The organism is Pseudonocardia sp. Cha107L01, from assembly GCF_052566575.1.
In genome coordinates this window covers 5,526,795-5,541,419 of record NZ_CP199579.1, presented here as the reverse complement: position 1 = coordinate 5,541,419, position 14,625 = coordinate 5,526,795, and the positions used below count along the sequence as shown (strand labels likewise).

At 72.7% G+C, this 14,625-nt stretch carries 15 protein-coding genes and 1 riboswitch; of the genes, 7 read left to right on the top strand and 8 right to left on the bottom strand.

The features are described 5' to 3' along the window. Positions 1 to 2: 2 nt before the first annotated feature. The 6 genes from speB to ACTXG6_RS25820 form a co-directional block, all read right to left on the bottom strand. On the bottom strand, positions 3 to 1,145 hold the full coding sequence (speB, locus tag ACTXG6_RS25845) for an agmatinase (protein ID WP_445181969.1): 1,143 nt from the start codon (positions 1,143 to 1,145) through the stop codon (positions 3 to 5). Continuing rightward, positions 1,138 to 2,133 (bottom strand): ABC transporter permease, encoded by a 996-nt coding sequence (locus ACTXG6_RS25840; protein WP_445181968.1) that lies wholly within the window; start codon positions 2,131 to 2,133, stop codon positions 1,138 to 1,140. Before ACTXG6_RS25840 ends, speB begins: the two co-directional genes overlap by 8 nt. 58 nt (positions 2,134 to 2,191) lie before the next feature. Beyond that, positions 2,192 to 3,064 (bottom strand): ABC transporter permease, encoded by an 873-nt coding sequence (locus tag ACTXG6_RS25835; RefSeq protein WP_445181967.1) that lies wholly within the window; start codon positions 3,062 to 3,064, stop codon positions 2,192 to 2,194. Continuing rightward, positions 3,064 to 5,106, bottom strand: a complete 2,043-nt coding sequence (locus tag ACTXG6_RS25830; protein WP_445181966.1) for a dipeptide ABC transporter ATP-binding protein — start codon at positions 5,104 to 5,106, stop codon at positions 3,064 to 3,066. Before ACTXG6_RS25830 ends, ACTXG6_RS25835 begins: the two co-directional genes overlap by 1 nt. 49 nt (positions 5,107 to 5,155) lie before the next feature. Continuing rightward, a riboswitch (guanidine-I (ykkC/yxkD leader) is annotated at positions 5,156 to 5,267 on the bottom strand. Positions 5,268 to 5,400: 133 nt separating this feature from the next. Further along, complete coding sequence (locus tag ACTXG6_RS25825) at positions 5,401 to 6,441, bottom strand: isopenicillin N synthase family dioxygenase (protein WP_445181965.1); 1,041 nt, start codon at positions 6,439 to 6,441, stop codon at positions 5,401 to 5,403. After that, positions 6,438 to 7,295, bottom strand: coding sequence for a hypothetical protein (locus ACTXG6_RS25820; RefSeq protein WP_445181964.1), 858 nt, complete (start codon positions 7,293 to 7,295; stop codon positions 6,438 to 6,440). The genes ACTXG6_RS25825 and ACTXG6_RS25820 overlap by 4 nt, the downstream gene beginning before the upstream one ends. A gap of 153 nt (positions 7,296 to 7,448) precedes the next feature. Here ACTXG6_RS25820 and ACTXG6_RS25815 point away from each other — a divergent pair, with 153 nt between their 5' ends. The 4 genes from ACTXG6_RS25815 (at position 7,449) to ACTXG6_RS25800 (ending at position 9,682) form a co-directional block, all read left to right on the top strand. Continuing rightward, positions 7,449 to 8,414 (top strand): asparaginase, encoded by a 966-nt coding sequence (locus tag ACTXG6_RS25815; RefSeq protein ID WP_445181963.1) that lies wholly within the window; start codon positions 7,449 to 7,451, stop codon positions 8,412 to 8,414. A 198-nt stretch (positions 8,415 to 8,612) separates the two neighbouring features. Continuing rightward, a complete protein-coding gene (locus ACTXG6_RS25810; RefSeq protein WP_445181962.1) occupies positions 8,613 to 8,807 on the top strand; it encodes a DUF6400 family protein in 195 nt (64 codons plus the stop codon). Beyond that, on the top strand, positions 8,804 to 9,019 hold the full coding sequence (locus ACTXG6_RS25805) for a hypothetical protein (RefSeq protein ID WP_445181961.1): 216 nt from the start codon (positions 8,804 to 8,806) through the stop codon (positions 9,017 to 9,019). The genes ACTXG6_RS25810 and ACTXG6_RS25805 overlap by 4 nt, the downstream gene beginning before the upstream one ends. A 231-nt stretch (positions 9,020 to 9,250) precedes the next feature. Beyond that, positions 9,251 to 9,682 (top strand): hypothetical protein, encoded by a 432-nt coding sequence (locus ACTXG6_RS25800; protein WP_445181960.1) that lies wholly within the window; start codon positions 9,251 to 9,253, stop codon positions 9,680 to 9,682. A gap of 251 nt (positions 9,683 to 9,933) precedes the next feature. On the opposite strand, the gene ACTXG6_RS25795 is transcribed toward ACTXG6_RS25800, so the two are convergent. Both ACTXG6_RS25795 and ACTXG6_RS25790 read right to left on the bottom strand, forming a co-directional pair. Then, positions 9,934 to 10,071, bottom strand: a complete 138-nt coding sequence (locus ACTXG6_RS25795; protein ID WP_445181959.1) for an acyl-CoA dehydrogenase family protein — start codon at positions 10,069 to 10,071, stop codon at positions 9,934 to 9,936. Between the two features lie 139 nt (positions 10,072 to 10,210). Next, a complete protein-coding gene (locus ACTXG6_RS25790) occupies positions 10,211 to 11,152 on the bottom strand; it encodes a dihydrodipicolinate synthase family protein (protein WP_445181958.1) in 942 nt (313 codons plus the stop codon). 153 nt (positions 11,153 to 11,305) lie between these two features. On the opposite strand from ACTXG6_RS25790, the gene ACTXG6_RS25785 reads away from it, so the two are divergent. The 3 genes from ACTXG6_RS25785 to ACTXG6_RS25775 all read left to right on the top strand — a co-directional run bounded on the left by ACTXG6_RS25785 (position 11,306) and on the right by ACTXG6_RS25775 (position 14,588). Continuing rightward, a complete protein-coding gene (locus ACTXG6_RS25785) occupies positions 11,306 to 12,862 on the top strand; it encodes a UxaA family hydrolase (protein WP_445181957.1) in 1,557 nt (518 codons plus the stop codon). 101 nt (positions 12,863 to 12,963) lie between these two features. Beyond that, entirely contained in the window at positions 12,964 to 13,731 is a 768-nt protein-coding gene (locus tag ACTXG6_RS25780) for an IclR family transcriptional regulator (protein ID WP_445181956.1), read from the top strand. A 38-nt stretch (positions 13,732 to 13,769) separates the two neighbouring features. Continuing rightward, complete coding sequence (locus tag ACTXG6_RS25775) at positions 13,770 to 14,588, top strand: IclR family transcriptional regulator (protein WP_445181955.1); 819 nt, start codon at positions 13,770 to 13,772, stop codon at positions 14,586 to 14,588. Positions 14,589 to 14,625 lie beyond the last annotated feature (37 nt).

The following is a 14,625-nucleotide window of genomic DNA, read 5'->3' as shown; positions in this document are numbered from 1 at the left end:
AGCTAGGGCTCAGGGGTCCGGCAGGTCCGGGCGCTGCCGGTGCCGGCCGATCGGGGGTCCACGTAGTCGGGCTGGGTGAGCCCGAGACGACGCATGGCGGTACCGACCAGCGCCTCGCGCAGGCACCGGTGCGCGAGCAGCGCGGTGATGCTGTTGCCCGAGTCGTACGGCGGGCTCACCTCCACCACGTCCATGCCGACCAGGCCCACCTCGGCGGCCAGTCGGCGCACCGCGCGCAGCATCTCGCCGCTGGTCAGCCCACCCGGCTCGGGCGTGCCGGTGCCGGGTGCGAACGCCGGGTCGCAGGCGTCCACGTCGACCGAAAGGTAGAGGTAGTCGGCCTGGTCCAGCGCCTCGTCCAGGGCCCGTTCGAGCACCACGTCGAACCCGTCGCGGCGGATCTCGGCCATGAAGTGGGTGCGCAGCTCGTTGGTCTCCATCCAGTCCAGCGTGTCCGCCGGCGGCCAGTAGCCACGCAGGCCGACCTGCACGAAGTTGCGCCCCGGCACCGCGCCGCTCTCGATCAGCCGGCGCATCGGGGTGCCGTGTCCGGCGAGGTTGCCGCGCATGTCCGGCGCGGTGTCGGCGTGCGCGTCGAAGTGCACGATGCCGACCTTGCCGTGGCCGTAGTGGTCGGCGACGGCGGTCGCGGTCGGCCAGGTGATGCCGTGGTCCCCGCCCATGATCAGCGGGATCGCCCCGGTGCCGACGATCTCGGCGATGAACTCGCGGATCGCGTCGAAGGTGCCGTCGGTGTTGCCGGGCAGTACGTCGGAGTCGCCGTAGTCGCAGACCGTCAGGTGCTCCAGCGGGTCGACCCGCACGTCCAGGTGCGGCAGCGAGACCCCGTACCCGCCCACGTAGTCGCAGGACCGGATCGCCTGCGGCCCGAGGTGGGTGCCGGAGCGCGCGGTCACGGTGCCGTCCCAGGGCACCCCGCACACGGCGGCGTCCATCTTGCCGGCCCGCAGGTCGGCCGGGGTCAGGCAGACCGGCAGCTTCATGAACGTCTGGATGCCGGTGACACCGAGCTCGCGGTCGGTGCGGTTGACGTACATCGGCCCGGGTACGCGGGCCGGCTTCCCGGGCTCGGACTTCCCGGGCTCGGACTTCTCGGGCTCGGACTTCTCGGGCTGTTCAGACATCGATCCTCGGATCCGCCAGCGACTGCAGGATGTCCACCACGGTGTTGATCAGCACGTAGCCGGCGCCGAGCAACAGCGTCACGCCGGCGATCGCCGGGAAGTCGTCCACCGGCAGGCTCTGCGAGGTGTACTGGCCGAGACCCGGCCACGCGAAGATCGACTCGACCACCAGCACCCCGGCGAACAGCAGCCCCACCTGCAGACCGGTCATCGACAGCGCCGGGCCGGCCGAGTTGCGCAGCACGTGCTTGGCCAGCACCACCCATTCCCGCAGCCCCTTCGCGCGCGCGGTACGGATGTAGTCCTGGCTCATCGTGGTGATCAGGCTGGAGCGCAGCACCCGCCCGATCGAGATCGCCGGCCCGGTCGCCACCGCCAGCGCCGGCAGCAGCAGGTGCCGCAGCGCGTCGAGGAACACCCCGGGCTGGCCGTGCAGCACCGCGTCCACGGTGAGCAGGTGCGTCGGACCACCACTGGGCGGCGACCCCGTCAAGCGCCCGGTGGCCGGCAGTATCCCCAGGTACTTGTAGAAGACGATGATCCCGCCGATGGCCAGGAAGAACGCCGGCGTCGAGCCACCGAGCAGCAGCACGAACCGCAGCACCCCGGCCCCCGGCCAGTTCAGCGTGGTCGCCACCGCGAGCAGCACCGCCAGGACCAGCGCCAGCAGCAGCGCGAACGCCGCCAGCTCGACGGTGGCCGGCAGGAACGTGCGCAGGTCCGTCGCGACGGGTGACCGGGTCCGGTAGGACACCCCGAGGTCGCCGTGCGCGACCCCCACCAGGTAGTGCCAGAACTGGGTCGGGACCGGTTGGTCCAGCCCGAGCTTGTGCCGTTCGATCGCGATGGCCTGAGGGCTGGCCCCCGGGCCGAGCATGGTGTGCACCGGGTCCGACTTGGACACCCGCTGCAGCCCGAACAGGGCGGCGCTCAGCGCAACCATGATCACTACTGCGGCGACCAGTCGCTTGGCGACGAGAATCAACACGGGGCGGCTCCGGCTGGGGCGGGGATCAACGGCGGGTGGGTGGGGAGGAACAGCGCGGTCAGCGTTGAGCGAGGAGGTTTCGGATGCCGTCGCCGGCGACGTTCGCGGCCAGCGCCAGCAGCGCCACCGCGATCCCCGGCATCACCGGGATCCACCAGTCGTAGAGCAGGTAGCTGAGGTTGCGGGCGGTGTCCGCGCCGAGCTCGGCGGCCGGCGCCGACTGGCCCAGGCCCAGGAACGACAGCCCGGACAAGGTCAGGATGAGGTTCCCGATGTCCAGGCTCGCGGTCACGAAGATCGCCGGCACCGCGCCGGGCAGCAGGTGGCGCACCGCGATCCGCCAACCGCCGCTGCCGGACAGCCGGGCCGCCTCGACGTGCGGCCGGGCCGCCAGGGTGCGTATCTCACCGCGCACGATCCGCGCGTAGAACGGCCACCAGACCACCGACACCGCGATCAGCGTGTGCAGCAGGCTGGGACCCAGCGCCGCGACCACCGCGATGGCCACGATCGGCGCGGGCAGCGCCAGGAACCCGTCGGTGATCCGCATCAGCAGGTTGTCCACCCAGCCGCCCACCGTGCCGGCGAGCAACCCGATCGCCCCTCCGAGCAGGACGCCGAGCGCGACCACCCCCAGCGCCGCGAACCACGAGGCGCGGATGCCGTACAGCACCCGGCTGAGCACGTCGCGCCCGACGCTGTCACTGCCGAGTAGAAACCCGCCCTGCAGCGGCGGCAGCTCGGGGGTGCCGACCGGGGTGAGTGGGCTGTGCGGCGCCAGCACCGGCGCGGCCAGCGCCAGCACCGTGACCAGCACCAGCAGGCCGGCGGCGGCCAGGTCACGGCGGCTGGCGGCCCGGGCCGCGGCGCGGACGCCCGGGCGCCCCCACCGGCGGCCGATCGTGGGCTGGAATGCTTCGGCGACGGCCATCAGGACGCCCTCCCCACCTGGATACAGGCCACCCGGCGGCCGGACCCGAGGCCGTCGCGGGGTGGCGACAGCTCGAGCGGCACGTCCAGCTCGGGTTGGCTGCAGGCCTCGACGGCGATCGGGCAGCGCGGGTGGAAGTCGCAGCCCGGCGGCGGCGCCAGCGGGCTGGCCGGCTCCCCGAGCACGGCGGGCGGGGCCACCCCGAAGCCGGGCACCGCGCTGATCAACGCCTGGGTGTAGGGATGCCTCGGCGCGGCGATGAGCTCCTCGGCCGGGCCGATCTCCACGATCCTGCCGAGGTACATCACCGCGATCCGGTCCGCGACGATGCGCGCCACGGACAGGTCGTGGGTCACGAACAGCACCGCCATGCCGAGCGAGCCGCGCAGCTCGCGGATCAGGTTGAGCACCGACGCCGCGAGCGAGACGTCCAGCGCGCTGGTGGGTTCGTCGCAGAGCAGCAGCCTCGGCGGCACCACGGTGGCGCGGGCCAGCGCGACCCGTTGGCGTTGCCCGCCGGACAGCTCCCCGGCCCGCACGTCGGCCACCGCCTCGGGCAGGCCGACCTTCGCGAGCGCCGCCACCACCCGGTCCCGCCGCGCCGAGCTGGTCAGCTTCTCGTGCCGCAGCCGCTCGCCGATCAGCGCGCCGACGGTCAGCCACGGGGTGAGCGACGCGCCGGCGTCCTGGAACACCATCTGCGGCGGCGCGCCGTCGGCGAGCACGACCTCACCGCCGCCGTCCGCGCGTTCCAGCCCGGCGATCACCCGCAGCAGCGTCGACTTGCCCGAGCCGCTCTCCCCCACCAGGGCCACCGACTCGCCCTGGGCGATGTCCAGCGACACCCTGCGCAGCGCGGCCAGCCGGCCCTTCGGCCCGAGTGAGCGGCCGACCTTGACCCGGAACGTCTTCTCCACCCGCCGCACCGTGGCCGCGTCGGACTCCGTGGCGGCCGAGGCGGTCACCGGGGCGATGGGCACGGCGGGGGTCACCGCGGCGGCCAGCCGGCGCACGCTCGAGAGGTCGGCGATGCAGGCCCGCAGATGGGTGGCGTCGGTACCCTCGTCGGTTTCCACCGGCACCGGCTCGGGGAGCTGTTCGAGGCAGGCGTCGGTTGCCTGCGGGCAGCGCGGCGCGTAGGCGCAGCCGGGCGGCATCCGGGCCGGGTCCGGCGGCGCCCCGGCCACCGTCATCAGCTCGCTGGCCCGATCGGTGTGCAGGGACAGCCGCGAGCGCATCAGCCCGGCGGTGTAGGGGTGCGCGGGCTCGCTCAGGACGGCGGCGGTAGGCCCCAGCTCGGCGAGCCGCCCGGCGTACAGCACCGCGACCCGGTCGGCCACCTGCGCGGCGACGCCCAGGTCATGGGTGATCATCAGCACGCTGCAGCCGAGCTCGTCACGCAGCGTCCGCAGCAGGCTGAGCACCTGCGCCTGGACCGTGACGTCCAGCGCGGTGGTCGGCTCGTCGGCGATCACCAGCTCGGGGTTGCCGGCGACCGCCATCGCGATCATCACCCGCTGCCGTAGACCGCCGGAGAGCTCGTGCGGGAAGCTGTTCATCCGCCGCCGGGCGTCGGGCACGCCGACCAGGTCCAGCAGCCGGATCGCCTCGTCCGCGCCGCCGGCCGCCTCGATCACCTGCCGACCCACCCGCATGGTCGGGTTCAGCGAGGTCATCGGGTCCTGGAAGACGGCGCCAAGATGGGCCCGCCGGTTCGCCCGCCGGGCCTCCGCGTCGCTGGTCAGCATGTCGGTGCCGGTGACCCGCAGCCGGCCCTGCAGCTGCGGCTGGGAGGTCGCGGGCAGCAGACCCAACATGGCCAGGCTCAGCACACTCTTGCCCGAGCCCGACTCGCCGACCAGGCCGAGGATCTCGCCGCGCTGCACCTGCAGGTCGACCCCGCGCAGCACGTCGAACCGGCGGCCGCCCCGGCTCAGCGAGACCCGCAGGCCGGTCGCCTCGACGACAGCGTCCCCGGCACGGGCGGTGGTGGTCGGTTCAGTGGGGATCGAGCGCTGGCCGGCGGTGTTGAGATCAACCACGCGTCCTCCGCGAACTCACGTCGGCAACGCGGGAGCAGCCGACTAGGGCTTCTCCCGGGCTTTTATCCCGCCGTGGAACGGGGAGGAACCCCGCCTGTGTCTCTCGGACCAGTCCCGCCGCGACCCCTCGTCGCGGCGACGGAACCCTAGACACGCCTCACGCTCGGTGAGTCCCGCTTAGCACACCCTTCGCGGATGACCCGGGCTTTCCCGGTTCGTATCGGCTGTGTGAACAGGGACCCCATTGGTGCACTCGCGTTGCTCTAGGACTCATTCCCTGAGGATCTCTCCGCGTCACGCGCGCTCCCGTTGCCTGGCTTCCTGGCCGAAGCTGGACAGGGCCAGCGCGCCGTCGGGCAGGGTGAGCTCGCCGGCGGCGATGCGCCGTTTCAGGTACCCGAAACTCTGGGCGGTCTGCGCGAACAGGTGCTCGCCGGCCAGCACGGCGGGGCGCGCCGGCCGGCCCGACCGGACGAACCGTGCCAGCGGCGCGACGGTCGTGTCGTAGTCGACACAGAAGAACAGCGGGAACGAGTACCGCTCCTCGCGCACCTTGCGGACCCGGTGCGTGGTCGCCACGAACTCACCGTTCGTCCAGGTCTCCAGCATGTCGCCGATGTTGAGCACGAACGCGTCCGGCCGGGGCGGCACGTCGATCCAGTCGCCGGCCCCGTTGAGCACCTCGAGCCCCGGCGCGGTCGGCTTGAGCAGGGTGAAGCACTCGTAGTCGGTGTGCGCACCGATGCCGACGCTGTCCCTGGCGTCCGGCTCGAACGGGTAGTGGATGAGCCGCAGCTGGCTCGGTGGCTTGGTCACCACCCGCTGGAACGACTCCGGCGGCTCGCCAAGGGTGAGGGCGAACGCGGTGAGCAGCAGTCGCCCGAGGTCGAGCACCTCGGCGTAGTAGGCGCTCACGGCGGCGGCGAACCCGGGCAGCTCGGGCCACTGGTTCGGGCCGAGCAGCGGGTTCCCGGCGAGGTGGTCCGGGTCGTCGGCGGGCAGGTCGAGGCCGGTGTCGAAGGCCTCCTTGCGGTCCACCGTGCCGCCGCTGAACACCTCCTCGCCCTCCGGCACGTAGCCGCGGTGGCACCTCGAGTTGCCGATGTAGTGCCGCATCTTGGTCTCCAGCGGGAGCGCGAAGAACCGCTTGGTCGCCGACAGCAGGTCGTCGAAGAGCTCGGCCGCCACCCCGGTGCCGGTGAGGTAGCAGAACCCGACCTCCCGGCTGGCCGCCCCGAGCTCGTCGACCACCCGCCGCCGCCGGGTCGGATCGGCCGAGCGCAACCCGGATATGTCGATCATCGGTACCTCGGTGAAGGAACTGATCCCGCTCACCCGGTCACCTCTCCCTCTATGTCGGTCACGGTCCAGGCGCGCGACACGGTCCGCCCCGCCGCGGTGGGCTCCCTGGTCGTCACGGTGGCGCCGGCGACGGGATCGGCGGGCAGCGACAGGTTCAGCGCGGTGTGCTCGCGGTAGGGCAGCGTCGACGCCGCCACGGTCCACGCGCCGTCCCGGACCGCGCCGAGGGAGACCTCCACGTCGACCGCGTCCTGCGCCTCGGTGAGCGACCCGGCGGCGTCGACCACCTCGCGCAGCGGCCGAGGGTCGGTGAGCTCGCGGCGGCGCCCCCTGGCCCAGCCGAAGCTCGCCCCGACGCGCAGCACGCTCGCCCGGACGCCGGTCCCGATCTCCACCAGGGACAGCGACCACATCGGTTCGGCGGCCGCCGGTACCCGGAGCCAGTGCTCGACGTAGTTGGCGTACCAGCCACGCTCGACCAGGAACCCGTCCGCCTCGGTCAGGGTGCCGGCGTCCGGGTGCCGCGCGGGCGGGTGCAGATCGATGCGCCTCGCCCACTCGACGTGATCACCCGAGTCGGTCAGCTCGCCGGCGAAGGCCTCCTGGGTGGCCAGCCAGCGGACCTGGTCGCGACTGAGGTCCCGTAGCCGGCGCACGGCGTCGAACGGGGGCCGTCCGGGTGGTCGGCGCAGGTCGAGATAGTGCCGGGCGCCCTGCAGCCAGGTGACCTCGGTGCTCACGTCCTCGGCGCCGGTCCCGTCGACGAGCAGGGTGCGGCGCCAGGTGCCGGCGAGCCAGCCGAAGCCCGACCGCGCGGGGTCTGGCTGTCCGGGGTCTGGCTGTCCTGGGTGGCCGTTGACGGGGCGGACGGCTGTTCCGTCGCACACGGGCAGGCACCTCGGACTCCGTCGGGTAGGGCGAGGCTCATCGAAGCGGCGGACTGTGTCCGGCCAGGGTCGCCGCCGTGAACACCGCGTTGCGCCGGGTGCCAGCTACTGCCCGGCCCACCGACCCGGTCGAGCCCATCTACGCTGGCGACGGTGACCGCCCCAGTGATCGTCGCCGACGTGGTCCGGAACGAATTCGTGGAGGGCCACCACCACGGGTCGGTGGTGGTGACCGGGCCGGCCGGCACCGTCGAGTTCGCCGCCGGCGTGGTGGACCGGCCGATGTTCCCGCGCTCCTGCAACAAGCCGATGCAGGCCCTCGGCATGCTGCGCGCCGGGCTGGACCTGGACGGCGAGCTGCTCGCCCTCGCCGCCGCCTCGCACTCCGGGGAGGACTTCCACCTGGCCGGGGTGCGGCGGATCCTGGCCGGTGCCGGGCTGTCCGAGTCTGCGCTGCGGACACCACCGGCGTACCCGCTGGACGAGCGGGCCCGCGACGACTGGATCCGGGCCGGCCACCGGGTCGAGGCGATCACCATGAACTGCTCGGGCAAGCACGCGGCCATGCTGGCCACCTGCGTGGCCAACGGCTGGGACACCGACAGCTACCGCGACCCGGAGCACCCGGTGCAGCGGGCGATCCGGAGGGCGGTCGAGGACACCGCCGGTGAGCCGGCCGCGGCCATCGCGGTGGACGGCTGCGGCGCCCCGCTGCTGGCCATCAGCCTGGCCGGACTGGCCCGCGCCTTCGGCCGCCTCGCCTCGGCCGACCCGGCCACGTTCGAGGGCCGCATCGCCGACGCCTACCGGCGGCACCCGGAGTACGCCAGCGGCAGCCGGCGGGACGAGGCAGCGCTGATGCGCTCGGTGCCGGGCCTGTTCTGCAAGGGCGGCGCGGAGGCGGTCTACGCGGTCGGGCTCGCCGACGGCCGCGGCATCGCGGTCAAGATCGACGACGGCGCGTCGCGGGCCCGGGCGGTGGTGGTCGCGGCCACCCTGCGCTGGCTCGGGGTGGACAACGACGTGGTCCGGGCACAGCTCGAACACCCGCTGCTCGGTGGTGGCCAGCCGGTCGGTTCGGTCCGCCCGGCCGCCGAGCTCACCACCCTGCTCGGCTGACCTACTCCCTCGGCCGCGGCCACCGGCAGACCCCTCTCGCTACGGAGCGTGGCCGGCCCACTACATGACGTTCGTCTCACTGGCCACAATTCAACGAGGTGCTGGTCACAGCGAGCTGCGCCGGCGGCGACCGCTCAGGTATTTGTGGCGGTGTTGGGCGTGCCCCGAGCCGCCTGCGCACCCGGTGAAGGAGCCGCCGTGCTGCACGAGTTCCGCGTGGATCTGGGCGACCAGGAGCGACTGGCACTGGTCTTGGAGGCCTCCGCCGGCCTGTACGACCCCATCGAACTGCTCGAGGGCGAGCGCGAGGCGCACCGCCGCCTGTACAGCAACCTGGATGCCGAGCAGCAGGCCGTCTACGACGAGCTGCGCGCGGCCGGTGTCCTCGGATGATCGACCGCAACGCGGACATCGGCCGCCGCGTGTGGACCAGCTGCCCGGCCTGCGACGACGACCCGGGCTGGTGCTACCTGCTCGGCTACGAGGTCGGCAACATGTTCTGCCAGTGCCCGAGCTGCGCACACCGCTTCTGGTGGAACAGCGAGTTCGGGGTCGGCGGCGCTCCCGAGCGGCCGGCCAGCTGGTGGCCCCGGCTGGCGGGCTGAGCCGTCCGGTCCGACCCACCGCACGGCCGTGTGTTGACCGGCGGTGGTCCCGGCCGTTAGCGTGACCGGTGCTCGGTAGGAGCGTCGGTGTGTCGTAGTCCGTCGCCGCCCCCGCCCCGGGCGTTGTAGGTCTCGGTGTGATTTCGCCGCGGAGGCCAGGTTCATCACTCATGTCCCTGGTCGTGCCCGCATGCTCGCGGAACGCCCCCGTCCCCTTGGACTGGATCACCGATGACTTCCCTCCCCCGGTCACCGCTGCGCAGGTTCGTCACCGACGGACTGCGCGACACCATCGACACCTACACCACTGACACGCTGCCGCTGCACCGCTTCGCCTGGGAGCTCGACTCCCGGCTGGACACGCTCACCGAGCTGACCGGCCTGCCGCACTGGCGGACCCTGACCGCCCTGCGCGACGCGCAGCGGATCATCGCCGCGGTCGACGCCGAGGTGCGTGCCGCCGGCGGCACGGCCCTCACCGCCGCCGAGGAACACACCCTCACCGCGGCGGTGGCCTCCCTGCGCACCGCGCTGGCCCGGCTCGACCCACGGGACCCGGTCGACCCGCTCGACCCGGCCCGGCCGCTCCCGGTGGCCATCGCACCGCCGACCCGGCGCCGCACCCGGCCACGAGTCGGTGCCCGTCGGATCCTGGTCGCCTGACCGCGCCGGGGGTGCCGGCCGATGCGCGGCACCGCTCAACCGACGAGCGCCCGCAGCGCCGCCGCCGTCCGCGCGCCGCTGGTGAAGCCTCGGGTTCACCGGGTACACCGCCCCGGTGTAGCCGTGCTGGGCCAGGACGGCCTGCGGGATGCCGCTGATCACCTGGGCGTTGGCGGACGCGCCGATGATCGCGATCGACGCCGGCCGCAGCAGCGGGCCGAGGTCGGTGGAGCGGGCGGCGGAGGTGTCGGTCACGAGACCCTCCCGAGCGCCGCGCCGCCGAGCAGGTTGCGGGCGATCAGGAACCGGTGGATCTCGCTCGGCCCCTCGACCACCCGGGCCACCCGCAGGCCGCGGAACCAGTGCTCCAGCGGCAGGTCCATGGTCATCCCCATCCCGCCGGAGCCGGCTCGGGTGCCTGTTGTTACCGAACTGCACACCAGGCAGGTATTTCGGGCCGCCGGACCAGCACCACGTGCAGCTCGGTAACAAGGTGCTGCGCGACAGGCACCCACCCCGCGGATCGGCTCAGCGCGCCCAGCGCAGCACCAGCGGGTCGTGCCGGCGGGCGAGCTCGACCAGCCCGGAGCGGGTGCGCGGCGAGACGGGCCCCAGCGGCGCGCGGGTGCGCTCCGAGGCGATCACACCGCCCTCCGCGAGCAGGATCTTCTGGGCCCGCAGACCGCACTGCCGGTTCTCGAAGTGGATCAGGGGCAGCAGCCGCTCCCACGCGGTGACCGCCACGCCGCGGTCGCCGGCCAGGTAGCCACGCACGATCGCGCCCAGCTCGGCGGGCACCATCGAGCTGCACATGGTGCCGACCGCGCCGGCGTCCAGGTCCGGTATCAGGGTGACCGACTCCTCGCCGTCGAACGGGCCGGGCAGCGCGGCCCCGAGCGCGCTGACCAGCGCAGCCAGCTTCTCCGCCGCGAACGGCACCTCGATCTTGGCGTAGCGCACCGCCGGGACCTGCTTGACCAGGTCGACGAGCAGTTCGGTCGGGAGCGGCGTGCTGGACACCGGCGCGTCCTGCACCATGATCGGGATGTCGATCGCGGCGGCCACCGTCCCGAAGAAGTCGATCACGCTCGGGCCGGCGGCCGCGAGCGTCGCACCGAAGAACGGCGGCATCAGCATGACCATGTCGGCACCTAGATCCTGGGCCGCCCGGCTGCGCGCGGCGGCCACCCGCGCACTGAAGTGGCTCGTCGCCACGATCACCGGAACCCGCCCGGCGACGTGCTCCAGGATCGCGGCGCCGACCTCGTCCCGCTCGGCGTCGGTCAGCGAGAACTGCTCGGCGTAGTTGGCCAGCGCGCACAGCCCGTCGACGTCGCCGTCGATCAGGTAGTCGATCACCCGGCGCAGTCCCGGCAGGTCGAGCCCCTCGTCCTCCCGGAAGATCGTCGGAACGACCGGGACGACGCCGGTCAGACCGGCCCGAGCGTCAGTCCCAGCGCTGTTGTTCACGCGTGCTCCCGTGCGACGGACTCGGACATGTGCCGTCCAATCCGCTGTTCGATATTTCGAATGTAGTCCTGCTTGTCGAACATCGAGGGTAAAGTTTGCGGGAGCCCGACCGCAATGGCCGACTGCAAAGGCACCGCCGCCCGTGGAGGGACCATGACCCCAACACCGCCGACCCGAGCGCAGGCACCACGCCTCATCCGGCTCCAGCCGATCGACGACGTCGCCATCGCCGGCACCGACATCACCGCGGGCGCCCAGCTGGACAACGGCGAGCGGGCGCTCACCGCACGCGACGACATCGCCCGCGGCCACAAGATCGCACTGCGCGACCTGCCCGCCGGTGCGCGGGTGCTGCGCTACGGGCAGGTCATCGGCTTCGCCGCGCGGGACATCGCCGCCGGCGAACACGTGCACCTGCACAACCTCGAGTACCGCGAGTTCCAGCGGGACTACGAGTTCGCGGTGGACGCCAAGGTCGAGGAGCTGCTCGACGAGTCCGAGCGGGCCAGCTTCGACGGCTACCTGCGCTCCGACGGCACCGTCGGCACCCGCAACTACCTCGGGGTGCTGACCAGCGTGAACTGCTCGGCGACGGCGGCCAAGCAGATCGCGGCCCGGATGCGCTACTCCGGTGTGCTGGACGACTTCGAACACGTGGACGGCGTAGTCGCGCTGACCCACGGGCAGGGCTGCGGGATGGCACCCGACGGCGAGGGCATGGACGTGCTGCGCCGGGTGATGCGCGGCTACCTGACGCACCCGAACTTCGCCGGGTTCGTGATCCTCGGGCTGGGCTGCGAGGACAACCAGATCGCCGCGCTCACCCGGGACGTGCGGATCCGCGCCGACGTGCCGGTGTTCGCCAGCACCATCCAGGAGATCGGCGGCACCAAGAAGACGGTGGCCGCGGGAGTGGCCCGGCTGACCGAGATGCTGCCGGTCGCCGACCGGGCCCGCCGCACCAGGCTGCCGGCCAGCAAGATCATCCTCGGCACCAACTGCGGCGGCTCGGACTCCTACTCCGGGCTCACCGCGAACCCGGCGCTGGGCAACGCGGTGGACCGCCTGGTGCGCAACGGCGGCACCGGCGTCGTCGGCGAGACGCCGGAGATCTACGGCACCGAGCACATGCTGGTGCGCCGGGCCGCCTCCGAGAAGGTCGGCCGCAAGCTGCTCGAGCGGATCGACTGGTGGCGCGAGTACACCGCGCGCAACGGCGGCTCGATGGACAACAACCCGTCACCGGGCAACAAGGCGGGCGGGCTGACCACCATCCTGGAGAAGTCGCTGGGCGCGGTGGCCAAGGGCGGCACCACCACGCTGGTCGACGTCGTCGAGTACGCCGAACCGGTGACCACGCCGGGCTTCGTGTTCATGGACACCCCCGGCTACGACCCGGTCTCGGTGACCGGCATCGTGGCCGGCGGCGCCAACGTCGTCTGCTTCACCACCGGGCGCGGCTCGGCGTTCGGCTGCGCCCCGGTGCCCAGCCTGAAACTGGCCACCAACACCCCGCTCTACGAGCACATGACCGACGACATGGACATCAACGCCGGCGGCATCGCGGACGGCAGCACCACCGTCGAGGAGCTGGGCGCGGTGATCTTCGACCGGGTGCTCGCGGTGGCCTCCGGCGAGCCGACGAAGAGCGAGGCGCTGGACTACGGCGAGGAGGAGTTCGTGCCCTGGCACCTCGGCACCGTCATGTAACCCCGTCCCGGGGAGGTCAGGTAACCCCGTCCCGGCGAGTCGCTGGATTTCGCAGGGTGAGTCGCTAGATTTCGCACACCGCATCCGGAGAGGTGACCGCCGTGGTTCGGCTCACGCCCGCCGTACTGCGCGGCCTGGACGTCCTGGAGCTGTTCCTCGCCGAGGACGCCGCGCTGTCCGCGTCACAGATCACCCAGCGCACCGGGCTGCCGCGCACCACGGTGCACGAGCTGCTCGTCACCCTCACCGAGCGCCGCTACCTCACGCGCGACGAGCTGTCCGGGCACTACCGGCTCGGGCTGCGCCTCTTCCAGCTCGGCAACGCATACGGCGAGCGCTTCGACCTGGTCAAGGTCGCCACCGAGGTCGCCGAGCGCATCTGCGCGGAGTGCAACGAGACGGTGCACGTGGCCGTGCGCGAGGGCAGCAGCGTGGTCTACATCGCCAAGGTGGACAGCACCAGGGCGGTGCGCATGGTCTCCGCTGTCGGGCGCACCCTGCCGGCGCACTGCATGGCGGTGGGCAAGGCGCTGCTGGCCGACCTGACCGAGGCCGAGCTCGCCGCGCTCTACCCGCGACGGGCGAAGCTCGCCGCGCTCACCGAGCGCAGCATCACCAGCGTCGCCGGGCTGAGCGCCCAGCTGCGCGAGGTCGCCGAGCGCGGGGTGAGCCTCGAGGAGTGCGAGTCCAACGCCGACGTCTGCTGCGTCGGCGCGCCGGTGCGCGACCACCTGGACCGGACCGTCGCGGCGATGAGCATCTCGGTGCCGGCCAGCCGGTGGACCTCCGCCGGGCGTCCCGGCTGGGAGAGGCTGGTCATCGACGGCGCGCGCGAGCTGTCCAGGCAGCTAGGCCAGCGGGACCACTGAAACCCTGTCCAGCGGCGGCACCGTGCCAGACTGGCCGGGTGGCTCGGACCCAATCCGGCGAGTCGGTCCTGACCAGGGCCGTGCGGATCTTCGAGGCCTTCACGCCGGATGAGCCGGTGTTGTCGGTCTCCGAGATCGCGCGCCGGGTTCCGCTGCACATCGCCACCGCGTCCCGGCTGATCGGCGAGCTGGTCCGGCACGGGCTGCTGGCCCGCCAGCCGGACGGCCGGGTCCGGATCGGGGTGCGGTTCTGGGAGCTGGCTCAGCGGGCCTCCCCCACGCTCACGCTGCGGGATGCCGCCATGCCGTTCCTGGAGGACCTGCACGGGGTGATCGGGCACCACGTCCAGCTCGGCGTGCTGGACGGGGACCACGCGCTGTTCGTCGAGCGGCTGACCGCGCCCGGTGCGGTGGTCAACTACACCCGGATCGCCGGCCGGCTGAACCTGCACGCCTCCTCGTCCGGGCTCGTGCTGCTGGCGCACGGACCCGCCGAGCTGCAGGAGCGCATCCTGGCCGGCCCGCTGCCCAGCTACACGCCGAACACGATCACCACCCCCGACCGGCTCCGCGGCACCCTCGCGGAGATCCGCAAGGCCGGCTTCGCTCTGTGCGCCGGGCACATCCACCCGGACGCGACCGGGGTGGCGGTCCCGGTGCGGGGCGCCGACGGTCACAACGGCACCGACAGCCAGGTCGTAGCCGCACTGTCCGCGATCGTGCCCAACGACGGCAACGCCTACCAGCAGGTTCCGGTGCTGATGGCGGCCGCACGCGGCATCACCCGGACGTTGGCGGCCGCCCGGGTCCCGTCCGCGCCGCACCGTCGCGGTCCCGCTTCGTCTCTCAATGGTTGAGAGCGCTCTGTCCTGATACCCACGCGCCGGCAGACGC